Annotated in this window: 20 protein-coding genes and 1 riboswitch; of the genes, 15 read left to right on the top strand and 5 right to left on the bottom strand. The window is 35.4% G+C overall.

Annotation, left to right across the window (positions count from 1 at the left end):
* Positions 1 to 364 precede the first annotated feature (364 nt).
* Complete coding sequence (adhE, locus tag ACS127_RS02450; protein WP_440896885.1) at positions 365 to 2,971, bottom strand: bifunctional acetaldehyde-CoA/alcohol dehydrogenase; 2,607 nt, start codon at positions 2,969 to 2,971, stop codon at positions 365 to 367.
* Between the two features lie 875 nt (positions 2,972 to 3,846).
* Between adhE and pflB the strand changes: the two genes are divergently transcribed.
* Both pflB and pflA read left to right on the top strand, forming a co-directional pair.
* Entirely contained in the window at positions 3,847 to 6,105 is a 2,259-nt protein-coding gene (gene pflB, locus ACS127_RS02445; protein ID WP_440896884.1) for a formate C-acetyltransferase, read from the top strand.
* A 157-nt stretch (positions 6,106 to 6,262) separates the two neighbouring features.
* The gene (gene pflA / locus ACS127_RS02440) at positions 6,263 to 7,009 is read left to right on the top strand and encodes a pyruvate formate-lyase-activating protein (RefSeq protein ID WP_440896883.1); all 747 of its coding nucleotides are present in this window, start codon (positions 6,263 to 6,265) and stop codon (positions 7,007 to 7,009) included.
* Positions 7,010 to 7,128: 119 nt separating this feature from the next.
* Here the strand turns inward: pflA and ACS127_RS02435 are convergent, their stop codons facing one another.
* A complete protein-coding gene (locus tag ACS127_RS02435) occupies positions 7,129 to 7,701 on the bottom strand; it encodes a TetR/AcrR family transcriptional regulator (RefSeq protein ID WP_440896882.1) in 573 nt (190 codons plus the stop codon).
* Positions 7,702 to 8,079: 378 nt separating this feature from the next.
* Between ACS127_RS02435 and ACS127_RS02430 the strand changes: the two genes are divergently transcribed.
* From ACS127_RS02430 to ddlA, 11 genes are all read left to right on the top strand, one after another.
* Complete coding sequence (locus ACS127_RS02430; RefSeq protein WP_440896881.1) at positions 8,080 to 9,453, top strand: PTS transporter subunit EIIC; 1,374 nt, start codon at positions 8,080 to 8,082, stop codon at positions 9,451 to 9,453.
* 43 nt (positions 9,454 to 9,496) lie between these two features.
* Positions 9,497 to 11,377, top strand: coding sequence for an oxidoreductase (locus ACS127_RS02425; protein ID WP_440896880.1), 1,881 nt, complete (start codon positions 9,497 to 9,499; stop codon positions 11,375 to 11,377).
* A gap of 163 nt (positions 11,378 to 11,540) precedes the next feature.
* Complete coding sequence (locus ACS127_RS02420; RefSeq protein WP_440896879.1) at positions 11,541 to 11,960, top strand: organic hydroperoxide resistance protein; 420 nt, start codon at positions 11,541 to 11,543, stop codon at positions 11,958 to 11,960.
* A 119-nt stretch (positions 11,961 to 12,079) separates the two neighbouring features.
* Complete coding sequence (locus tag ACS127_RS02415; protein ID WP_440896878.1) at positions 12,080 to 12,535, top strand: flavodoxin; 456 nt, start codon at positions 12,080 to 12,082, stop codon at positions 12,533 to 12,535.
* Between the two features lie 457 nt (positions 12,536 to 12,992).
* Positions 12,993 to 13,520: a signal peptidase I gene (lepB, locus tag ACS127_RS02410; RefSeq protein WP_440896877.1), complete on the top strand. Its 528-nt coding sequence runs from the start codon at positions 12,993 to 12,995 to the stop codon at positions 13,518 to 13,520.
* Positions 13,521 to 13,606: 86 nt separating this feature from the next.
* Positions 13,607 to 13,712: riboswitch (TPP riboswitch) on the top strand.
* Positions 13,713 to 13,919: 207 nt separating this feature from the next.
* Positions 13,920 to 14,744 carry a bifunctional hydroxymethylpyrimidine kinase/phosphomethylpyrimidine kinase gene (gene thiD, locus ACS127_RS02405; protein WP_440896876.1) on the top strand — a complete coding sequence of 275 codons (825 nt, stop codon included), beginning with the start codon at positions 13,920 to 13,922 and terminating at the stop codon, positions 14,742 to 14,744.
* Positions 14,744 to 15,553 (top strand): hydroxyethylthiazole kinase, encoded by an 810-nt coding sequence (gene thiM, locus ACS127_RS02400; RefSeq protein ID WP_440896875.1) that lies wholly within the window; start codon positions 14,744 to 14,746, stop codon positions 15,551 to 15,553. The genes thiD and thiM overlap by 1 nt, the downstream gene beginning before the upstream one ends.
* Positions 15,550 to 16,197 (top strand): thiamine phosphate synthase, encoded by a 648-nt coding sequence (gene thiE, locus ACS127_RS02395; protein WP_440896874.1) that lies wholly within the window; start codon positions 15,550 to 15,552, stop codon positions 16,195 to 16,197. Before thiM ends, thiE begins: the two co-directional genes overlap by 4 nt.
* A gap of 53 nt (positions 16,198 to 16,250) precedes the next feature.
* Complete coding sequence (locus ACS127_RS02390) at positions 16,251 to 16,772, top strand: type 1 glutamine amidotransferase domain-containing protein (protein WP_440896873.1); 522 nt, start codon at positions 16,251 to 16,253, stop codon at positions 16,770 to 16,772.
* Positions 16,773 to 17,325: 553 nt separating this feature from the next.
* Positions 17,326 to 17,754: a DUF4064 domain-containing protein gene (locus ACS127_RS02385; RefSeq protein ID WP_440896872.1), complete on the top strand. Its 429-nt coding sequence runs from the start codon at positions 17,326 to 17,328 to the stop codon at positions 17,752 to 17,754.
* Between the two features lie 14 nt (positions 17,755 to 17,768).
* A complete protein-coding gene (gene ddlA / locus ACS127_RS02380; protein WP_440896871.1) occupies positions 17,769 to 18,869 on the top strand; it encodes a D-alanine--D-alanine ligase in 1,101 nt (366 codons plus the stop codon).
* A 467-nt stretch (positions 18,870 to 19,336) separates the two neighbouring features.
* On the opposite strand, the gene ACS127_RS02375 is transcribed toward ddlA, so the two are convergent.
* The gene (locus tag ACS127_RS02375) at positions 19,337 to 20,257 is read right to left on the bottom strand and encodes a DUF4349 domain-containing protein (RefSeq protein ID WP_440896870.1); all 921 of its coding nucleotides are present in this window, start codon (positions 20,255 to 20,257) and stop codon (positions 19,337 to 19,339) included.
* A gap of 457 nt (positions 20,258 to 20,714) precedes the next feature.
* Between ACS127_RS02375 and argF the strand changes: the two genes are divergently transcribed.
* Positions 20,715 to 21,665, top strand: a complete 951-nt coding sequence (gene argF, locus ACS127_RS02370; RefSeq protein WP_440896869.1) for an ornithine carbamoyltransferase — start codon at positions 20,715 to 20,717, stop codon at positions 21,663 to 21,665.
* Positions 21,666 to 21,760: 95 nt separating this feature from the next.
* Here argF and ACS127_RS02365 read toward each other — a convergent pair whose 3' ends face one another.
* Positions 21,761 to 22,483, bottom strand: a complete 723-nt coding sequence (locus ACS127_RS02365; protein WP_440896868.1) for a MerR family transcriptional regulator — start codon at positions 22,481 to 22,483, stop codon at positions 21,761 to 21,763.
* Positions 22,484 to 22,503: 20 nt separating this feature from the next.
* The gene (locus ACS127_RS02360) at positions 22,504 to 23,379 is read right to left on the bottom strand and encodes an Hsp33 family molecular chaperone HslO (protein WP_440896867.1); all 876 of its coding nucleotides are present in this window, start codon (positions 23,377 to 23,379) and stop codon (positions 22,504 to 22,506) included.
* A 309-nt stretch (positions 23,380 to 23,688) separates the two neighbouring features.
* Here ACS127_RS02360 and murB point away from each other — a divergent pair, with 309 nt between their 5' ends.
* A complete protein-coding gene (murB, locus tag ACS127_RS02355) occupies positions 23,689 to 24,609 on the top strand; it encodes a UDP-N-acetylmuramate dehydrogenase (RefSeq protein WP_440896866.1) in 921 nt (306 codons plus the stop codon).
* Positions 24,610 to 24,762 lie beyond the last annotated feature (153 nt).

Genomic DNA, 24,762 nt, shown 5'->3' with positions numbered 1-24,762 from the left:
AATTCGTAATATGTACTTTAAACCCTCGGTGAACTTCCCGCCGATTGAAGTTTCGTTTTATAGGAGGGTTAGCCAATAAAATTTTTTAGAAGAGATGAAGTGACATGAGAGGATGAAATCTTACTGTTTGTTTTGTTTCATATAGGTCAGGGATGATATCCAATCAAACAAATGAATGGCAAAACTGCAATGTTGAAATGATGAAATCCTATATTCAGGGGGATTAGCTTTGTATGGAATACCTTGAAAGTTTTTTAAAATCATTTCGATAATTAAGATGATTAACCAACCAGTAAAAAACCCTTCACCTATTAATAGATGAAGGGTTTTTGGTATATAAATATTTAAAAAGGGGGAGCAAGTGTTAGCCTTTGTAAGCATTGCGTAAAACTTCAGCAAGCTCAGTTACAAGCGGTAACTTAGGATTTGCCGTTGTACATTGATCTTCAAAGGCCCGGTCAGCTAAATAATCAACTTTCGTTTCAAATGCTTGTTTATCGACACCATTTTCTGCTATGCTCATTGGAATGTCTAATTGTTTGGCCAGTTTGTAAATAGCATTGACTAGGCTTTCGACACCTTCAGCAGTTGTTTTAGCTGGTAATTCTAATGCTTTGGCGATTTCCGCATAGCGTTCATCAGCGATAAAGTGTTCATATTTAGGGAATGAAACAAATTTAGTTGGCTTTTTAGCATTATAACGAATAACATGAGGGAGTAAGATTGCATTGGCGCGTCCATGTGCAATTTCAAATTCCCCACCTAGCTTATGCGCTAGACTATGATTAATGCCTAAAAATGCATTAGCAAAGGCCATACCAGCAATGGTTGACGCATTATGAACTTTTTCACGTGCCAATTCATTACTGCCGTCTTTATAGGCGATTGGTAGATATTTAAAGATCAATTGAATCGCTCTGATCGCCAAGCCATCTGTATAATCGTTTGCCATGTTAGAAACATAGGCCTCGATAGCATGTGTTAAAACATCCATTCCTGTATCAGCAGTCACTGTTTTTGGCACAGTCATGACAAACTGAGGGTCAATAATCGCTACATCTGGCGTTAACTCATAATCAGCTAAAGGATATTTAACATTGAGTTGTTTATCAGTAATAACTGAGAAAGAAGTAACCTCAGAGCCCGTACCAGAAGTTGTTGGAATCGCAACGAATTGCGCTTTATGACCTAATTTAGGATATTTATAGACACGTTTTCGGATATCTAGGAATTTTTGTTTTAAGCCATTAAAGTCAGTTTCTGGATGTTCGTGGAATAACCACATTCCTTTTGCAGCATCCATAGGAGACCCTCCACCAATGGCAATAACTACATCAGGGTTAAAGGCAGCCATAGCTTCTGCGCCTCGCATAACTGTTTCTTTAGATGGATCAGGCTCAACGTCTGAGAATATTTCACAGTGAACATAATCAGGTCGTTTACGTAAATGATAGAGTACTTTATCCACATAGCCTAGTTTAACCATCATTTCATCAGTCACAATAAAAGCTTTTGATATATTTGGCATCTTAGCTAAATATTGAACTGAATTTCTTTCAAAATAAACCTTTGGTGGTACTTTAAACCATTGCATATTGTTATTCCTTTTTGCCATATTTTTGACATTAATAAGGTGAACAGCACCAACGTTAGTTGAGACAGAGTTACCACCATATGAACCGCATCCTAATGTAAGTGAAGGCATATAAGCATTATAGATATCACCAATTGCACCTTGTGATGAAGGAGCATTAACGATAATACGGCCAGCTTTCATACGTGAACCAAATTGATCAATTACATCTTGATCGTTAGAATGAATAACGGCAGAGTGCCCTAAGCCACCGAACTCAAGCATTTCTTCTGCTCGTGTTAAGCCTTCTTCGGTACTATTTACTTTATAAGCAGCTAATACTGGACTAAGTTTTTCACGAGAAAGTGGGTGATCAGCCCCTACGCCAGTTAATTCACCGATAAGAATTTTAGTGTCTTCAGGCACTTTAACCCCAGCTAAGTCAGCTATAAATGACGGTTTCATACCAACAATTTTAGGATTGACAGAGCCTGTTTCTTCATTAATAACAACTTTTCCGACTTTTTCTTTTTCGGCTTCTGATAGGAAATAACAGTTGTTATCAATCATCAATTGCTTAACTTCATGATAGATTTCTTTATCAACAATCATCGCTTGTTCTGATGCACAGATCATTCCATTATCAAATGTTTTTGACAAAATTAAGTCATTGACTGCTCGCTTAATATCTACTGATTTTTCAATATAACAAGGAACATTACCTGCACCCACTCCAAGAGCTGGTTTTCCTGAACTATAAGCAGATTTAACCATTCCTGGTCCGCCTGTAGCTAAGATCGTTGCGATATCTTCATGCTTCATTAATATTTGTGTAGCTTCAATAGATGGCTTTTCAATCCATTGAATACAATGCTCAGGTGCACCATTTTCTATTGCTGCACGATAAAGGTATCTTGCCGCTTCCACACTTGATTTTTGTGCGGATGGATGGAAAGCAAAAATAATTGGATTACCTGTTTTAATTGAGATGAGTATTTTAAACATTGTTGTTGATGTTGGATTGGTAACAGGAGTTACGCCAGCGACAACACCAATTGGTTCTGCAATTTCAACCATTCCTTCATGTGGATTCTCGTTGATAACACCAACTGTTTTATCATACTTAATATTGTGATAAACATATTCAGTGGCAAAAATATTTTTAATAATTTTATCTTCGTAAATCCCACGACCTGTTTCTTCAACAGCAAATTTAGCTAAATACATATGTTTATCTAAACCGGCCAACGCCATTTCTTTTACAATTTTATCTATTTGTTCTTGATTTAACTTCTTCATTTCCTTCAATGCTTGTTTCGCATTGTGTGCAAGGATATCAATACTTTCTTGTACAGACATTTCAGGTTTATTCTTTTTCTTTTCTACTACGGCTACCATAATTATCCCTCCTGATGATTTGTGAAGTGTTGAACTTTAAGTATTAAAAAAATTTTTGAATCTTTGACAGATTACGGGGGAACTTTAAAAATGAAATATCATTTCCCATCTGCTTGCTGCTTTTTCCAATGACCACATATCGATTTGTCCAAATAGAATTTGGCATATCTCCACCCTCGTCTAAATACAATGCTCAAAATTGTCATCTAGTTACTTTTTAAAAAAGTTTGTGTGCAATATTCTGAATCGGTACCAAAGTTTTTTCACTTTGTTAAGATCATTTTATTCCCCCTTGTTTCTTTGATATTTTCATCATATCATCTGTACGCGCTTACAATTTAAGTTAATTGTGACATCTTTGTGAAATAAGTCACAAATGGTAATAAAGCTGTTAGAATGCGTCATTTGATCGGTTTATTTAGATTTAAATAGTAGATAATAGTAAAGAGAAGTACCAAATGATTAAAAATTTCCTATTTATTGTTGACCTTAAGTTTTTTAATAAGGCATAAATGACAGATTAATTTTCAAATTAAAAATAAAGCAATAAGATTCTATTGATGAATGCGCTTAACTGTTATAATTTAAATGTATTATTAATATGTAACAGTATAATACAGCATATCTGTTCCATAATAAGGAATGCTGTGTATCAAATTTTAAAAATGATTAAAACATGATTAAATCAATGTTTAATTGCTAAATTCATATTCTATAGTAATGGATCATTATAAAAAACTTAAATTTGAACAAAATATGAACATTTACTATAACAGTTTAGAAATGTGCTGTTTTTCACTTGGATTCTCAATGTGAGTAGTATATACTTAAATTAAGATAATAATTGATTAATTATATTTTAGGAGGTAGCGGAAATGAAAGTAGCAGATGATGTGACAAAAAATAATCCATGGAACGATTTCCGTGATGGTAATTGGCAAAAAGAAGTTGATGTCCGTGATTTTATTTTAAAAAACTATACTTTATATGAAGGAAATGAAGATTTCTTAGCAGGTCCAACTGATTCAACAAAGGAATTATGGGATCAAGTGATGGAGTTAACGAAAGAGGAGCGTGAGCGTGGTGGTGTTTATGATCTAGATACAAAGATTGTATCAACAATCACTTCACATGACGCAGGTTATTTGAACAAAGATAAAGAAAAAATTGTCGGTGTTCAAACGGACGTTCCGTTTAAACGTTCTTTACAGCCTTTTGGTGGAATTCGCATGGCTTCCATTTCAGCTGAATCATATGGTTACAAATTAGATGAAGAAGTTGAAAAGATTTTTACTGAATATCGTAAAACACATAACCAAGGTGTGTTCGATGCTTATACACCTGAAATTCGTGCAGCACGTCGCGCTGGTGTTGTAACTGGTTTACCTGATGCTTATGGACGCGGTCGTATTATTGGCGACTACCGCCGAGTGGCTCTTTACGGAACAGATAAATTAATCGAAGCTAAAAAAGCTGATCTTGATTTAATCGGCAATAATGGTGTGATGTCTGATGATGTCATTCGTGATCGAGAAGAACACATGGAGCAAATTCGTGCACTTCAAGAACTTAAACAATTAGGTGACATTTATGGTTTCGATATTTCTAAACCAGCAACAAATGCTCAAGAAGCATTTCAATGGTTGTATCTTGGCTATTTAGCAGCTATTAAAGAACAAAATGGTGCAGCGATGAGTCTTGGTCGTACATCAACATTCTTAGATATTTATATTGAACGTGATATCGAAAATGGTGTGATGACAGAAGAAGAAGCACAAGAATTAGTTGACCATTTCGTTATGAAATTGCGTCTTGTTAAATTTGCTAGAACACCTGAATATAATGAACTCTTTAGTGGTGACCCAACATGGGTAACTGAATCATTAGCAGGTATGGCTGAAGACGGTCGCCCATTAGTAACGAAAAGTTCATATCGTTTCTTGCACACTTTAGATAACTTAGGTCCAGCGCCAGAGCCAAACTTAACGGTTCTATGGTCAACACAATTACCAGATAACTATAAAAAATATTGTGCAGCAATGTCAATAAAAACAAGCTCAATCCAATATGAAAATGATGATATTATGCGTGAACACTACGGTGATGATTATGGTATCGCATGTTGTGTATCAGCTATGCGCATTGGTAAACAAATGCAGTTCTTTGGAGCTCGTGTTAACTTAGCCAAAGCATTGCTTTATTCAATTAATGGTGGTGTTGATGAGAAATCAAAAGCACAAGTTGCACCTAATTATGCACCGATTACTTCAGAGTATTTAGACTATGATGAAGTCGTGAAGAAATATGATACCATGCTTGATTGGTTAGCAGGTGTTTATGTTAATGCACTAAACATTATTCACTACATGCATGATAAGTATAGCTATGAAAGACTTGAAATGGCACTCCATGATCGTGAAGTATTCCGAACAATGGCATGTGGTATTGCAGGGCTTTCTGTTGTAGCTGATTCATTAAGTGCTATCAAACATGCGAAAGTTCGTACCATCCGTGATGAAGATGGTCTTGCGATTGATTATGAAATCGAAGGTGACTATCCTAAATATGGTAACAATGATGACCGTGTCGATTCAATTGCGGCTGACTTAGTGAAAAACTTTATGAATAAAGTAAAACAACACAAAACTTACCGTGGTTCTACTCATACACAATCTATTCTTACAATTACTTCAAATGTTGTATACGGTAAGAAGACAGGTAATACACCTGATGGACGTAAAGCAGGTGCACCATTTGCACCAGGTGCTAACCCACTTCACGGTCGTGATCAAAATGGTTCATTAGCATCACTAAATTCTGTTGCTAAAATGCCTTATGAATATGCATTAGATGGTATCTCAAACACATTCTCTATCGTACCAAAAGCTCTTGGTAAAGATATTGATGGGCAAAGAGCAAACCTAGCAGGAATGTTAGATGGTTACGCTAAGAAAAAAGGTCACCACTTAAATGTCAATGTCTTTGATCGTGAAACACTATTAGATGCAATGGAACATCCTGAGGAATATCCTCAATTGACCATTCGCGTATCTGGTTATGCTGTTAACTTTGTTAAGTTGACAAGAGAACAACAAATTGATGTTATTAATCGTACATTCCACGAAAGTTTATAAGATTTAAAGGTGTAGGAGAAGATTCGTCTTCTCCTACATTTATCAGATTAGAAATGGTAACAGGTAATGGAGCAAAGGGAAGGCGACTCCTTAAAAATAAAAAGTGATTATCTTCTTGAACTTCTTATTTTTTTATAATCAGATGGAGGGGAACAACATGAAAGGACGCATTCATTCAATCGAGACATTAGGAACTGTAGATGGCCCAGGTCTACGCTATATTATCTTCACGCAAGGCTGTTTGTTACGCTGCCAATTTTGTCATAACCCTGATACGTGGAAAATGACAGATGGAAAAGAAATGACCGTAGCGGAAATTGTTGAAGATATTAAAGAATATCAGCCCTATTTTGAATCATCAAATGGTGGGGTCACAGTTAGTGGTGGAGAGCCGCTTCTACAAGCGGATTTTTTGCTTGAGCTATTTACTGAACTAAAAAAAATAGGAGTGCATACTTGTATTGACTCATCTGGTGGGTGTTTCAGCCGTTCTCCACGCTTTATGGAAACTTTAGATAAACTAATGGAAGTTACCGATCTCATTTTATTTGATTTGAAACAAATTGACGATGGTAAGCATAAAGAACTAACAGGTGTGTCAAATAGTCACATCTTAGATATGGCTCGTTATTTAGATGAAAAGCAAGTACCAATTTGGGTTCGCCACGTTCTTGTACCAGGTGGCAGTGATGATGATCAATTATTACAACGTCTATCTGATTTTATTGCAACACTATCAAATGTTGAAAGAATTGATGTACTACCTTATCATAAACTCGGTGTTTATAAATGGGAGAACTTAGGTTTAGATTACCCTCTTGAAGGTGTAGAACCCCCAACAGCAGAACGAGTAAAAAATGCAGAAGCCATTCTTAATCGTGAAAAGACGGTTGCTTTGAATTAATTTAAATAAAAGCTATTAAGCTACTATATAAATTTCATTATCCCTCATCTTCAAATATGAAGAGTGAGGGATTTTTTATGTTCATCCTGATCTAGGTAGATTACTTGATTATTATCTTATTATTTAATCCGACTGCTATTCTTCAAAAGTGCTATAAATTGATCAGTTAAAGTTTTCGGAGATTCTTTAAAATCATTTTTAATCCATTCTAATATTAATCCTAGAAGTCCATAAGTATTATAAATAGTGAATAATTCTAGATTTGTTGATTTATGCAATATGTTTGTGTGAATTAATTTATTTTTATAAACATGAGAGAGCTTTTCTATAAATTCTTCTCTAATATTAGGCAGTGACTCAGGGGTTTTCCATAAGACAAAGTATTCTTTTTTCTTTAAAATATAATCAAAAACACCAATATCTGTGGACTTTAAGTTCGCAAAATTTATTTCTCGAGAGGTGAAAAATGAATTGATCAGCCCGTTTAGAAGGCTGTCATTTAGTTCTTTAATTAATTCTTCTTTATACTTGTAATGAAAATAGAAGGTACTACGGTTATAGTCAGCTTTTTCAACTATATCAGTAACAGAAATGCTATCAATATCTTTTTCATAAAGTAAGTCTATAAATGCCTTTTTCAATTGTCGCTTCGTTCTTCTTACTCTACGATCCTGTGTATGGCTAACCTTCATCTTCAAGCTCCTCCCTCAAATTATTGCAAATCAATTTTTCTGATAAATAAGTAGATTCAATTAAGCGTTTCCATTAGATTATTCTTAGTACCTAATGTTAATTGTAAGAGTTTCATTAGATTAATTCAAATTAAATATTGAATTTTTAAACAATATTATAAAAAGTGTTGGTTATCTGTACATATATCAATAAATTAATGATTGATAATCAAATAAGGAAAACATATGATGGGTTTAGATAAGCTTATCGTTATTTAACGTTGTAAAAGAAAGATTTTTTTGATGCATGGATGAAAAAACGTATGAAACTATTATTCAACACAAAAGAGAGAGCATACATAGTCATGTATGTTATGAGATGGAATGGAGGTTATTAAAATGAATCCCAAGAAATTAGCAGATGATATTTTAATAGCAGTAGGTGGAAAAGATAACCTGTTAAGTATAACACACTGTGCAACTCGGTTACGATTTACTTTGAACGATAGCAACAAATTAGATAAGGTTGCCTTAGAAAACAATGAGGGTATTTTAGGGTTAGTTAGCAACAATGGAAATTATCAATTAATCATAGGGACAGAGGTACCACATGTTTATCAGGCTATTCAAGATTTGGACGGAACTTTAACGGGCTCTACAACTCAAAATAATAAAGACGAATATGAAAAAAAGCCAATAATTGATCGCTTTTTAGCAACCATTTCAGCTATTTTCACACCTTATATTCCGGTATTGGCTACTTCGGGTATCATCTTGGGTTTAATTGCTATTGCATCTAATATGGGTTGGCTATCACCTGAAAGTCCAACCTATTTAACATTAAATGCAATGGGAAGTGCATTATTGTATTTTTTTCCTATCTTATTAGCTTTTACAGCAGCTAAACGTTTTGGTGCTAATCCTTATGTTGGTGTTGTTATTGGAGCATCATTAATGCACCCTGATCTTAGTAACCTATTAGTGGCAGGGGAGCAGTTAAGTTTTATGGGGATTCCCTATACAGCGATGGAGTTTGCTAATTCAGTCATTCCAATTATCATTGCGATGTGGGCATTTAGTTATCTTGAAAAATATTTAAAAAAATTCTTACCTAAAGCACTGCACTTTATGTTAGTCCCATTTATTTCTGTTATTATCATGGTTCCATTAAGTTTAATTGTATTTGGACCAATCGGGAGCCTCTTTGCAAACGCTATCGCCTGGGTATATCAATTTTTTCTTGATGGAAATGTCGTTATCTTTAGTGTGGTATTTGGAGCATTATTCATATTTGTTATTATGTTTGGTTTGCATTGGATTGTGTTACCGATGCAACTGCAAATATTGGCTGAACAAGGTTTTGAATATTCATTGGCAGCAGGTGGACTTGGAAATTATGCACTATTAGGTGTAACGCTTGCTATATTAATCTTTCATCATGACAAAAAACTAAAAGAAGTAGCAGGTTCAGCAGCCTTTGTTAACTTAGTTTCTGGCATAACTGAGCCAGGCTTATATGGTATATGTATGAAAAACAAGCGTTACTTTTTAGCATTAATATTAGGCGGAGCAGCAGGTGGCTTAGTAGGCGGGTTATTTCAAGTATATGTTGAAGCTTTCGCTTTTACAGGAATCATTGGATTACCAGCATTTGCGGCAGCTAGTGAAGTCTTTCCCTTCTATTTAGTTAGTGTTTTTGTATCAATAGCGGTCGGTTTCGTGGTAACCGTATTTTTAGATAAACGTCTCGAATTTAAATTAGGTAAAAAATAAAAAAGTTAATTTGATTATAGAGTAGAACACAGGGGGCATAGGGATGAAGTTTCCGAATCTATTTAAATCGATAAAAATAAAAAATACAATGTTTAATAATCGAATAATTGCTACACCAGCTGGACCTTATGAAGATAAAGCTAAAGGCGGTTCTGGAGTGATTATCACTGGTAGTGCCCATGTAAGTAGAAAAAGAGCAAGCTATTCACATCCGGATGAGCCTTATATATTTGATAAATATGAAAGGGAGTCAACAAAAAAGCGTGTCGTTATTGCAAAGCAGGCTGGTGCAAAGGCATCGTTAGAATTAATCCACTCGGGACAATATGCACGAGTGGATGATTATGCAATTGGCCCCGTCAATTTTGTCAGGGAAGATGGTATTGAGGTTAAAGCAATGGACGAAGAGATGATGGAAGAAGTCGCAAATGATTGGGCAATCACGGCTCAAAATGCAAAAGAAATGGGTTTTGATATGGTTATGCTGCATTTCGGACACGGCTGGTTACCTGCCCAATTTCTATCACCTCTATTTAACAAAAGAACAGATGAATATGGTGGGAGTTTTGAGAATAGAGCAAAGTTCCCTAAACAAATTATCGATCGCGTACGTGAGCAAGTCGGTAGTGATTTTATTATCGATATGCGAATTAGTGCCTCTGAGGTTGTTGATGGTTCAATTGAGTTTAGTGATGTACTAGAATTTATTAAATTAGTAGAGGATAAGCTGGATATGGTTCATATTTCAGCAGGCCTCGATCTGAATCATGAAGGTAATGTTCATATGGCACCAACGATATTTAAGGAACATATGCCAAATGTGGATTGGGCAGCCGAAGTTAAACGCCATGTTGATATTCCGGTTACTGTTGTAGGAGCTATTATGTTACCTGAAGAAGCAGAGGCTATAATAGCAGAAGGGAAAGCAGATTTTATTGCAATGGGCAGACCTCTAATTGCAGATCCTTTTTGGCCGCTTAAAGCTAAAGAAGGTAGAGATGAAGATATTGTCCCTTGTTTACGCTGTCAATTTTGCTATCATATATCCACAGACAGGAAAAATGTAGGGTGTTCAGTAAATCCAAGATATACGAGACCAGATCTTGTTCCATTAGAGATTCCTAAAGCGAATAAAACTAAAAAGGTAGTTATTATTGGTGGTGGACCAGCTGGTATGAAGGCCGCTTTAGTAGCAGAAGAAAGAGGTCATGAAGCGGTTATTATTGAACGAGAAGAAGACCTTGGTGGGGCTTTACGCTATTCTGAGTATGAGGAACTGAAAATTGATCTTTATAATTATATGAACTATTTAATTACTCAAGTAGAAAAATCATCAATAACTGTTTATACCAAAATAGAGGCAACACCAACGTTTATTAAAGAATTAAAACCTGATGCTGTCATTGTTGCGATTGGTGCAAAGCCATCTATTCCACCTATTAAAGGTGCTGATCAACCCCATGTTATTCAGGCCTTAGATGTATATGGTCATATCGATCAACTTGATGATCAAATTGTTATTATTGGTGGTGGATCTACAGGGTGTGAATTAGCAATTGAACTCACACGTAATGGTAAACATGCGACCATTTTAGAAGGGACAGATAAATTAGCTAGTAATGGGAATATGCTATATAGAATTGGTTTACGTCAAACGTTAGAGAAAGAAACGCATTTAAGCTGGAAATTGAATGCATTCTGTCAAGAAATTAAGGAAGATGGGTTAGTCTATGTGCAAGATGGCGAAGCGAACTTTCTACCTGCTGATACAGTGATAATGTCAACAGGTATGAAATCCGATCCAAGCATTAATGAATCTTTTTATGGTATAGTCCCTGATACATTTGTGATTGGCGATGCAAGTAATCCACGAAATGTAATGGATGCGACCCGAGAAGCTTATTTTATTAGTGCTAATATATAACCCCTTTAATCACTTTTATGGATATGAATAAAGGATTATATCTTTCAGTTTTTTCTCTGCATTCTCGATATTATGTCATTCATATTGATTAAATGTTTAGCTTTACTCGGAAAAAGGAATACTAAAATAAAGTTGACAATAATCAATAAGGAGAGGATAAGAAGTGAGTAAAGTATTATTTACTTCCAAAGCTACAGCAACAGGTGGTCGAGAAGGACATGTCAAATCAGATGATGGTTTAATTGATTTAAACTTAGTTGATCCGGGGAGCAATAGTGCTGATAAAGGCTCAAATCCTGAACAACTGTTTGCGGCTGGATATGCTGCTTGTTTTGATGGTGCTTTAAACTTAATGGCATCGAAGCAAAAGAAGGAGATTGATTCGACTCTTACTGCTGAGGTAAGTTTATTAGAGGATAGTGAAGATAATGGTTTTAAGATAGGCGTTGTTTTACGGGTTGAGATTAAGGGTGTGTCACAAGGAGAAGCAGAAGAATTAGTCGAATTAGCGCATGGATTTTGCCCGTATTCAAAAGCGACTAGAAATAACATTGATGTCGATTTAAAAGTAAAAGCTGTTTAATAGATGTTAAAGTAAATGCGATGAAGCAAAAGCTTCATCGTATTTTTTGGTCAATATAAGAATGCAACCTTGACAGTGATAATCATTATCAATTAATATAAGATCGAGGAGTGATCATTGTGGAAGTTGCATTAATTTTTGCAAGTATGACTGGTAACACAGAGGAAATTGCTAAAATTGTTGGAGAGAAAGTAGCGGAATTATCCCTAAACGTTAAAACATTTCATATCGAATTTGATGATATTATGGCACTTGATTTAAAAAATTATGACGCTGTTTTATTTGGAACATACACCTGGGGTGATGCTGATTTGCCCTTTGAAGTTGAAGATTTTTACGATGATTTAGTTGATGAAGATTTGACGGGTAAGGTCGTTGGCTTATTTGGTTCCTGTGACTCTTACTATCCACACTATGGGGCAGCGATTGAAACGATGGCTAAACAATTTGAGTCAGTTGGTGCTCACGTGATTGATCCATTACTTAAGATAGAGCTAGCGCCAAAGCCTGAAGACGCAGAAAAAATTCAACAGTTTGTTCAAACTTTCGTAACAGCTATTAAGAACGAAGCGTGATGATTAAAGACATTACGCTTTTTATTTTGCCCATTAAAAATATAAAAACATCGCAAAGCAAACGCTCTTCGATGGGACGAGTAACCGCAGTCCCAAACGCTCTTCGATGGGACGAGTAACCGCAAATGTCTTCGGTGGGGCGAGTAATCACACAAAGGAAAGCTACGAAGTATTTGCATCGCAAGAATAAGTGTCTTACTTATTCTGAGCCCCAGTCCCAAACGCTCTTCGATGGGATGAGTAACCGCAGTCCCAAACGCTCTTCGATGGGATGAGTAACCGCGCTAAGGAAAGTAACAAAGCATTCACATTGTAAAAATAAGAGTTTTTTATTCTGTGTCTCAAAGAAGCGATGAGTGGAAATATTTTCATTGAATCAAAATAAAACGATGATAGCTTTTAGCTCGAAAAAGGCATATAATAGAAACAATAACAATAGAAAAAGAGGATGTCATAGATGCTTAAGGAATTAATTTCGTGGCTCAAAGCAGCGGTGATTGCTTTAATTATTGTTTTTGTTGTGAGGGAATTTGCGATCACTCCGTCTGTTGTTAAAGGGGACTCCATGCAGCCCAATTTACATGATGGTGATCGGATTATTATTAGCAAATTAAGTTCTATTGATCGATTTGATGAAATTGCATTTATTGCTCCAAATGGTAATGATAATTATGTGAAACGAGTCATTGGTATGCCGGGGGATCGCATTGAAATTGATAATGATATATTGTACATTAATGGTGTAGTCTATGATGAATTTTATTTGCCTGAATTAGGTGAACATGAAATACTTGTGGATCACTTTGATTTAGAAGAGTGGCATGGCTATGAGGAAGTACCAGAGGACACTTATTTTGTGATGGGTGATAATCGTAGATACAGTTATGACAGCCGTGATTTTGGTGTCATTACTGAGGACTCTGTTATTGGTGAGGTTGTCTTTCGGATTTGGCCGCTTGATTCAATTGGTATGATTAAACATTAATTGTTGTTTTTGACAGAGGGAGTGTATTTGTGTTTTAGTGTAAGGGAACTAGAGTTTTTTTAATCAGTTCATTTAATAAAATAAATGTTTTCCACTAGGGGCGCGTTTTTGCTGAGATAAAGGAGATACTCCTTTGGTCCCTTCGAACCTGATTTGGTTAATACCTACGTAGGAAAGTGGAGCTGTGCTTGGGATAATCATTGATTAAGTAAACCGCTCCTATTTATGGGCGGTTTTTTTCTATTTTAGGTAGGATAAAACGTTAGTTAAGAAATGGAGGTGAGAAAGCTAAAAAATTTTCACGATCAGAGCGTAAGAAAGACGAATAGATCGAGCAAAGGACAACTAAACTTTGCTTATTTCTAAAATCTTTTGAAAGAAAATAGAGGAGGTAATATGGTGACGGAAGTAAGAAAGGCACTTACCATAGCGGGAACTGATCCAACAGGCGGTGCAGGTATTCAAGCTGATTTAAAGGCATTTCAAGAACGAGAGGTATATGGAATGAGTGTATTAACATCTGCTGTTGCGCAAAATACGATCGGTGTTCAAGCAGTTCAAAATATGCCGATTTCATTTATTGATCAGCAGCTAAAATCAGTTTTTATGGATATTGAACCAAATGCAATGAAAACAGGTATGATTGCAACGATTGAAATGATGGAATTACTTGCAAGTTATTTTAAAGAATATTCTCATATTCCTTATTGTTTAGATCCGGTTATGGTTGCCACAAGTGGAGATGCTTTGATGGAAGAAACATCACAGGCAGTCATCAAACAATTATTAGTTCCATTAGCAACAGTTGTGACACCAAATTTACCAGAGGCTGAGACTTTAGTAGGCAAACAAGTGTCAAATTTGTCAGATATGGAATGGGCAGCTGATTATATTGTTCACCAGCTTGGAGCAAAAACAGTTGTGATCAAAGGTGGTCATCTTGATAGTAAAGCAACTGATGTTTTTTATGATGGTGAACAATTTCATCATTTATCCTCGGAACGATATGATACAAAAGATACACATGGAACTGGCTGTACTTTTTCTGCGATTATTACTGCTGAATTAGCCAAAGGAAAGTCTCCCCTTGAAGCGGTGAAGATGGGTAAAAAATTTATTTCTGCAGCCATTCGATATTCATTAGCGCTTGGAAAAGGAAATGGTCCAACCAATCATTGGGGTTACCGTTTAAATGGTTTACCTAATCAAAGAGGTGAAAAGTAATGAGTCTGAATATTTCTGAAAGCATTGTTAAAGTTAAACAAAAGCAACCTCTGATTCATAATATAACAAATCAAGTTGTCATGAATTTTACGGCCAACGGTCTATATGCACTTGGTGCCTTACCGGTGATGGCACATGATCAGCAGGAAGTGGCTGAAATGGCTAAGAATTCAGATGCCCTCGTGTTAAATATCGGTACATTAACTGAAGAATTACTTGAGTCAATGATCATAGCTGGAAAATCTGCAAATGAAAAAGGAATACCTGTTGTTTTTGATCCAGTCGCTGTTGGGGCTACTCAATTTCGAAGTGAAGGTGCCAAACGAATTTTGACGGAAGTAAAGGTGACTTTAATCCGTGGGAATGCTGCCGAAGTTAGTCAATTAGCTGGTATGAAAACAGAAATGCGCGGGGTAGATGTAACAGAGCGTTTAAACCAGTTAAATATTATCCAGCAGTCTATTGAAAAATTCGATATTCCGATACTGATGACCGGTGAAGTAGACTATATAGCTGATCAGGAAAAAATAATTCGAATTAAGAATGGTACAGATTTATTAACCAAAGTGACTGGTTCAGGTTGCTTGCTATCAGCTGTATCAGCAGCTTTTTTAACTGTAAATAAATCGGTCATTGATGCAGCTACAGCAGCGATTAGTTATTATACTGTTGCGGCAGAAAAAGCGGCTGAGATAACCAACAGGCCTGGTCAATTCCAAATTGCCTTTCTTGATGCATTAGATGAAACGACAACATCCGATGTTGTTCAAAGACTCAATTTAAAAGAAGTGAAGGGAGACTTTAAATGAGTTTTGACCGTAAATTCTTATCTGTCTATTTTATTCTTGGAAGTCAAAATGTAGTACAGAAAGCCCCATTGCTTATATTGGAACAAGCTCTACAAGGTGGAATAACATGTTTTCAATTTCGTGAAAAAGGTATTGGATCGAAATCAGGTTTAGCAAAGTTTGAATTAGCTCAACAGATGCAAAAACTTTGTCACGAGTATCAAGTTCCGTTTTTTATTAATGATGATGTTGATTTAGCCATTAAGATTGGTGCGGATGGTATTCATGTTGGGCAAGAAGATCAATCAGTTGAAGTAATTAGAAACAAGATAGTTTCACAAATGAAGATAGGGCTTTCCGTCACATCAGTTACTGAAGCAATTGCAGCTCAACAGATTGGTGTCGATTATCTAGGTGTCGGACCGATTTATGTCACGGATACAAAAAGTGATGCGAAACAACCGATTGGAATAACTGGATTATCCGCTATTCGAAAAGCAGTGCCTGACATCCCAATCGTCGCGATTGGTGGTATTCATATCGAACATGTGCCAGAAATTAGAAAAGCAGGAGCTGATGGTGTTGCCGTTATCTCAGCAATTAGTTCAGCCGTACAGCCAATGTTAGCAACAGAGTCATTACTTAAATTAAGTGATGATGTTTAATAAACCTCAATTTCGGTTAATGTAATTGTAATTACTTTTATAGGAGGCTAATGATGCGTTTAACAGATAAAAAGATATTAACAGTTGTAGATGATATCTTTGAAGACTTAGAGTTAATGTATCCTATTCTACGTTTAAGAGAGGAAGGAGCCACCGTTACTGTTGCAGGTAAAGAGGCTGGATATACCTACAAAGGTAAAAATGGTGTTCCTGCTCAATCAGATGTGAGTTTTTCAGAAGTAAAGGTGGAAGAATATGATGCGCTTTTGATACCCGGAGGTTTTGCGCCTGATAAACTAAGACGTTACCCTGAAGTTATTGAATTTGTTCAACATTTTGATCAAAAGGAGAAAGTCATTGGTCATATTTGTCATGCAGGTTGGGTCTTAGTATCGGCTGATGTATTGAAAGGTGTTAAGGTAACAAGTACACCGGCAATTAAAGATGATTTAGTCAATGCGGGTGCAGAATGGGTGGATCAAGAAGTTGTTGTTGATGGACATATTATTTCTAGTCGCAAGCCCGATGATTTACCTGCTTATGTCAAAACAATTGCTGATCATTTAGCAGGCTAGAAAATTGGGAATGGATACTACAATAAAGGATTGTTAAATAAAACCGGAAGAGATCAGTCAAATGTTAAAGCTGGTTTCTTTCGGTTTATTTATTTAACTTTTGGAGCAGTTAAATAATGACACTCTAAAAATTGAGTTTATTAGTTAGTAAAAAATATTTACAATATCCATTCTAAAGCTGTAATAATGGATAAAGATTAGTTATTATTGCTAACAAGCATTTTACCTAATAATTCAATAATTATTTAAAGCTTTAATGTTCCGAAATAAAAAGAATAATGCAGATATCTGTTTTAGTATAAGAATAATATTGAAAAATCGACAAAAATTCTGATAATTTCCCGGGAAATAAGTTGAATGATTGTTTATTATGCTATTATTATTTCCTAACAGTGAATTTATACGGCTACTGAATTTCATAAAAATAAAAAAACATCATTTTGAAGCACTATTCGTATACTAGAAAGATATCTGTTTATCATTAACATAGTCAGTCAATCGTTACTTATGTTAGAATATAAACTAGATAAGAAAGAGAGGAGTCAAAACTTGAATGATCAATAGAAAAATAGAAGTTGCTTTAATCATTATTGGTGCTGCCATATTTATTTTCTTTGGTGTATCGGGAGCAAGTATGATTATGGTTCAAAATGATGAGGAATTAGCAACTCAATTGTATGAACAATTTGGACAGGAATCACCTGATGTAGAACTTCCAGCTTACCCTGAGTTTCTTGAGACACTTCAAACTGGGGGGATAATGATTATCGTACTAGCTGTTATAGCCATTATTGCAGGTGTATTAGCTATCCTTATGTTAAAAGGAAATAAACGCCCTAAGCCTGCCGGTATACTATTATTAATAGCTGGTGTATTAATTGGTTTTCTCCAAGTCGGAATTGCCTTATTTGGTAGTTTAGCCTATGTTATCGCAGGGATGATGGCATTATTAAAAAAGCCAAAATATGAAGCGGGTTCGTAAGGAGATGAAGTAAGATGGGAAAGATAAGAGTTGGTGTTATATTTGGTGGTAAGTCTGCTGAACATGAGATTTCTTTGCAATCTGCCAAGAATATAGTTGATGCCATTGACCGTGATAAATACGAAGTTGTTTTGCTTGGAGTAGATAAAAAAGGTCGTTGGCAAATTAATCAAGATGCTACTTTCTTATTAAATGATACAGATCCCCAAAAAATCGAATTACATTTAAGTGAAGAGAGTATCGCCGTTTTACCAGGTAAAACAAAAGAGCAGATTGTCAATCAATCCATGCAACATCCATTACCACAGATTGATGTTGTTTTTCCGGTTATTCATGGCACATTGGGTGAAGATGGTAGTTTGCAGGGTCTATTACGTACTCTAAACCTACCCTTTGTTGGAGTTGATTTATTAGGCTCAGCTGTCAGTATGGATAAAGACTTTGCCAAGCGCATTTTACGAGATGCTGGTATCTCTGTAGCAAAGGGGCTTGTTTATAAAGCATTTCAGCAATCCAAAATTGACTTTGAAACGGTAAAAGAGCAGCTTGGTTTGCCTGTATTTATAAAACCAGTTAATCAAGGTTCATCAGTTGGGGTAAATAAAGCAAGAACAGAAGCAGAATTTTATCAAGCTGTTGAAGAGGCTTTTTTATATGATGATAAAATTTTAATTGAAGAAGCGGTTGTTGGTCGAGAAATTGAATGTGCCGTCCTTGGTAATGATGACCCGATTGCTTCTTTACCAGGCGAAATTTTACCTCAGTCAGATTTTTACTCATATGAATCAAAGTATATCGATGAATCAGGTGCAATATTATCTGCGCCTGCAGACTTAACTGAGCAACAAACACAAAATGTTAGAGAAGAAGCATTACGTGTATTTAAAGCACTTGATTGTGAAGGGATGGCACGGATTGATTTCTTTATGAAAGCTGATGGGACGTTAATTGTGAATGAAGCAAATACGATTCCTGGGTTTACAAAAATCAGCATGTACCCTCGACTTTGGGGAATAAGTGGTTTATCTTATCCTGATCTTATTGATCGATTAATTACACTAGCCTTTGAACGACATGAGCGTAAGCAAAGGTTAAAAAGTACTATTTACGAATAAAATGAAAAAACCTTCAAGTGTTTAGTAAGCTGAGATGCATTGACTTCTTCAGGACAACTAAACAATGAAGGTTTTTAATTTATCGCAATGTAATTGGCTGGCCGACAAAACACCATGTCCTAGGACTCAAAATAAGAAAAACATTTATTCTTGCACGATCAAAAAATAACAGGTTTTATTGACGATAGTATAAGTAAAACGATGGCATTCGCCATAAAGATTTGGCGATAAACCAAGTTTTTCTAACCTTGTAAATACTAAGGTAATCTTACTTAGTGTGGTTACTCGCCCCAACGAAAACATTTGGGGTTGCGGTTACTCACCCCATCAAAAAGACTTGCCCACGGAAAGCGTAGTGTTTTTCCATAGCGGTCGCCTTAACCTGACAACATTGCTGCGGTTATTCGTCCCACCGAAAAGATTTGTGTGTCGAAAAAACTCCCTATTGAATGAAGTTTCACTTTATGTTATTCCTTGCTAGTCTCTTTTTTGATTTTTCGTTTTCGGAAAACCCAAAAGATACAGCCCCCGAGTACAAGTACAACAACCAAGATTGGTATATTACCGACAACAATGACAAATAGATTTGTTGCTCCAACTAAAAGACTGTTATAACTATTCAACCATTGTTCTTTTATTCTCTCCCCTACATTTAAACTTTGGTCATGAGCTAATTCTGTTTGTTGTTCAATAATTGAGAGTTCAACGGTAGCAAGATCAGATCGATTATCAAGATAGTCCATTTGTCCTTTAATTTGCTCAATTTCATATTGAACATTGGTGAGATCTCTTGAAATATTTAGTAGATCTTCTGTTGTTTCAGCTTCTTCCATGAAGGTGGTTAATCGTGCTTCAAGTTGCTCGCGAGATTCAAGGCGTGTTTCTAAATCAATATATTCTTCTGTAACATCTTCTCCGGTGACATTCCGGTGCTTAATTGTCACTTGTTCAGATGCTTCAAGAAAGTCAAACAAAGAATTCAACGATTCTTGGGGAATACGCAGAACGAGATGACCTTCATGTAATTCATCATCCAAACGACTTGTTTGATTAGTGACAATATATCCATTCATATCAGATACGGTTTGTTCAAGTTCATCAATAACCTCCAAATAGTGTTTTACTTCTAAATCAAGGTAAGCATTATAAATTATTTTTCGGTTAGCGCCTTCTAACTCATCTAAATCAAGGTTATTTTCTTCAGACTCTTCAACAGATTCATCAATATTAGCTATTTCTACTTCATGAACAAGCTCTGATTCAAAATCCTGTTCGGATGCTGACGAATCACTAGACATATCAGTGCTGTCATTAGTTTGATCTTGACTACAACCAAGTATGAACAGTGAGATAAAAATTAGACTAATAAACACGAGTTGTTTTTTCAACACTTTTACCCCCTTTTGTTTTAAATGCTATTAGATCAGACGTTGCAAAAACAAAAAGGTTACGGATTTTTCCAACAGAAAAACCCACTGTCTTTAGGTTTGAAATGAAGCTGAAGCCAGATACGGAGTGGTACTAAAACAGAAGGTTTGTATCACTACAAGTATTTGACAATCTTTTTATGAATTCCATATGAAGAGATAGCTTAGATAATATTTAAATATTCCCTTTTGTATCATCTTGTATATGGATAAAACAGATAAATAACTATCATGAGCTGGCTTATATTAATAGTTAATTCATTCAATAAGCCATAAAATTTAAAAAAATACATGCTTAATATTGAATTTTTATTCTGTATAATGCATAATAATACATAACGAAAAAGAGATTTTTTAACATGATGGATACGTTGTTTGAGTTCCCCCATAAATAAAAAAAGGAAGTAGAGGTGTTAGTATGTGTAATAGCATAAGTGAAGAATTAAAGAAAAAGGACTTTCTAACTTTGTTTGATTATTCAACAGATCAGATAACTTATTTATTACAGTTAGCTAAGGATTTAAAATCAAAACAAAAAGCTGGTCAATTTTATCATCCTTTAAAAGGAAAAGTACTTGGTTTGATTTTTGAAAAGTCTTCAACTCGAACGAGAGTATCGTTTGAAACTGGCATTTATCAACTTGGCGGAACAGGTTTATTTTTAAGTACAAATGACTTACAACTTGGACGAGGTGAACCTATCTCAGATACAGCGAAAGTGTTATCAGGCTATTTAGACGGGTTAATGATTCGAACGTTTCATCAATCTGATGTTGAAGCATTAGCTGAAAATGCTTCAATCCCTGTTATTAATGGATTGACTGATGATTTTCATCCATGCCAGGTCTTAGCTGATTTACAAACAATTGAGGAAGTTAAGGGTCAACTTTCAGGGCTTAAACTAGCCTTTATTGGTGATGGCAACAATATGGCTAACTCATTAATGATTGGGGCTGCAAAAATGGGGCTTGATTTTAGCCTTGCTTCCCCCCAAGATTATTTACCGTCAGCCAAGATTATTAAAAAAACGAAAAACATTGCAACAGAAACAGGTTCAGTGATTGAAATAACGACAGATCCGCTTGAAGCTGTTAAAGGTGCTGATGTAGTTTATACAGACGTTTGGGCAAGTATGGGGCAAGAAGATGAGCAGAAAAAACGCTTAAAAGAATTTTCTGCTTATCAAGTCAATCAAGAATTACTCCAGCATGCCAAACCAGATTATACATTTATGCATTGCTTACCGGCTCATCGTGGTGAAGAGGTTACAGCTGAAATTATTGATGGCAATCATTCTGTTGTGTTCCAAGAAGCCGAAAATCGCCTTCATGCCCAAAAGGCACTAATGGTTGCGCTAATGTCAGATTAAATATTAGAAAACTTGCGATAGCTTGGTTGGGAAGTTAACAAGCCTGTTATTATATAATGACAGGCTTGTTTTAATCAGTTGTGGAAGGTAATCATTTATTTTAATGCACGCTGGATATATTGATATAATTCAGCATCGATCCCAAATTGCAAACTATTATTGGGGTTTTCAGCATGGAATGTTTCAGCCTGTTTCTTTAAAGTCTGATCATATCCAGTAAATGAATAAACAATATCACTCCATTGTTTGGCTAATTTTTGTACTTTATTATTATTAGGTGGTGTTCCATTTTCTTTTTCTAACTGGATAGCTTCCAGAGTCATGGTAAATTCTTGTTCCGTTGCTTCTAATGTTTCTTCATCATATTGATCATAATAGTTCTTCATCATATCCACTTGTTCTTTGGTAAAGTATTTTTCCTGATAGACTTTCATTGCTCCTAATAGAGTGGTTAATTCATCTACAGACATTGTTTGGTTACGGTGAAGCATTTTTAAAGCATGCTCTAATTCAAATAGTAGACTTTGTTGAACTTGAATATCTTTCTTTATTCGAATTATTTGCGTGTCTATAATATTGATTGTTAAATCCTTTTCTTTCTTCGTCATGATTGATCTAATATCGTCTAATGACAAACCCGTTTGCTTTAACGCTAAAATTTGATGTAGTTTAGCCAAATCAGATTGGGTATATAGACGATGCCCAGAATCTGTATATTGAGAAGGGGAAAATAATTCAATTTGATCATAATATCTTAGCGTTCTTAATGTTAAGCCTGATAATGTTGCGAGTTCCCCTATTTTCCAGTATTCGTTCATTTCAATCACTCTCCTTTTCTCTATTCTGTTTGTAATAATTGGTCAATATCATGAGAACTAAAATGGTATGTTCTACCGCAAACTTGACAAGTTGTATCTATGGACTCTTTCTTATTCATCGCTTGCTTTAATTCATTTTCGCCCAAAGAATGGAGCATCCCGTAAAACATTTCTTTTGAGCAACCACAATAAAATTGGATCGGGCTGTAGCCGATCATCTTTGTTTGTTTAAATAATTCCTTTAGTTTTACTTCAACATTATTTTGATTATATTTTTTTAAATCGATAAGGAAATCTGGATTTGCACTAACTACTTTTTCTATTTCATTCAAAAGCTCAGGAGCAGCCCCGGGAAGAAGTTGTGCATAGATTGCATGGCTGAATAAAACACGATTTTCGTTGTCAAATTCAATATGGGTCCTAATGTATGTTGGTGTTTGTTCACTTTTGATAAAATAATGTGAGATGTCACCATCAATATTTTGGTATGGCATATCAGTGATACCTGTAAACTGATTCATCTTTGCTCCCTTTATAACACGAATGATTCCTTTATGACCAATTAGGTGATCTAACGATATATTCTCAATATAGTCATGAGGCATTTCTAGTAATCCCTTATTTAGATAACCTCTTATATTTCCTTTCGCATCCGTATCGGCAAAGACTTTGTAGTTAGGGTTACTCAATGTCAATTGAAGACTTATTCTTTGCTCCTCTTTTAACGTTCCTGAAAGTAAACTTACAATTGAAATCGTTTTTCCTAAGATGCGTTTAAGTGTTTTATTTGTCTGGTGATTTAATTCGAGAATTTCACTGATTAGTTTTGTATTATCAGTAAAAAATAAACGAACTTGTTTGTTGTAGATCAGTGTCTTCACTATAGTATTTTCCATTTCTCTTTTCCTTTCTTTTATGCACTATAAAGTCCACTATAAAACATAACCTAACGTAAGGTTCAAGTTTAAATGGTTCTTTTTCAACTGATCATTACTTCATCGAACAATGGAATGATTGGACATACCTTTATCAAAGATAGGATTATTTTTGTTTTCAGTAATGGCAATTTACTTAATGGGTTGAGGAGAGAATACTATTTGACAAAAACAGTGCTGAATTGCTATTGGCTAATCAGCATCATCCCTGCTATAATTGAGATTGTGCAAACTTGAATTTGCAATATTAGTTTAAAGGATATGATAGAAATGACCCGACGTCATTCAATAAAAGAAATGCTCTTGGACATTGTTGGTGAAAATAATCTTTTAATAGATGAACAAATTAGAAATCATACGTATACAAAGTTAGGGGGCGCAGCTGATTATTTTGTCATGCCGGAATCAGTTGAGCACATTCAAGCCGTTGTCCGTTTGGCTAATCAAGAAAATATTCCCTTTACCCTGTTAGGGAACGGTTCAAATCTGATTGTTCGAGATGGGGGAATTCGCGGTATTGTTATGAACTTAAAAAAACTTCAAACGATTCGTCATCAAGGTGAGACAGTCATTGCTCAAAGTGGTGCAAGAATTATCGACACCTCTTACTATGCCCTTGAACAATCGCTGTCTGGATTAGAATTTGCCTGTGGCATTCCAGGTACTGTTGGTGGTGCCCTATATATGAATGCTGGTGCTTATGGTGGAGAAATTAAAGATTGTTTAGCATATGCTGTTGTGATTGATCGAGCTGGAAATATACTAACATTAGCCGCTGATCAACTAGATTTAACCTATCGAACAAGTAATATTCCTGAACATGGTTATATCGTCATTGAGGCTCAGTTTAATTTGAAAAAAGCAGATCAAACAGCCATTAAACAGCAAATGGATGACTTAACGGAACAGCGTGAAGCCAAACAACCTTTGGAATATCCATCATGTGGAAGTGTTTTCAAGCGTCCTCCCGGCTATTTTGCTGGTAAATTAATTCAAGATAGTGGCTTGCAAGGAAGGGGCTTTGGTGGAGCAGAAGTGTCGACAAAACATGCTGGTTTCATTGTCAATAAAGATAATGCAACTGCTACTGACTATATCGCTGTGATTGAAATGGTTCAAGAAAAGGTAAAAGAAAAATATGGAGTTAAGCTTGAACGCGAAGTTCGTATTATTGGTGAAGATGAGTCATAAACAACAAAAATAACCCCCTTGAAGTCAAGTTTAAAGTCAGTCTTCAAGGAGGCTATTCATTCTATTTTAATTGTATTTGTAAAAAGAGAAATGAAAACAACTATGTGATTAAATTCATCACCTTCTAGGACTGATCAGCAGTTAGAGGAAGCT

Source organism: Amphibacillus sp. Q70 (assembly GCF_052055485.1).
GTDB lineage: Bacteria > Bacillota > Bacilli > Bacillales > Amphibacillaceae > Amphibacillus.
This window is presented reverse-complemented; position numbering and strand designations above follow the sequence as displayed.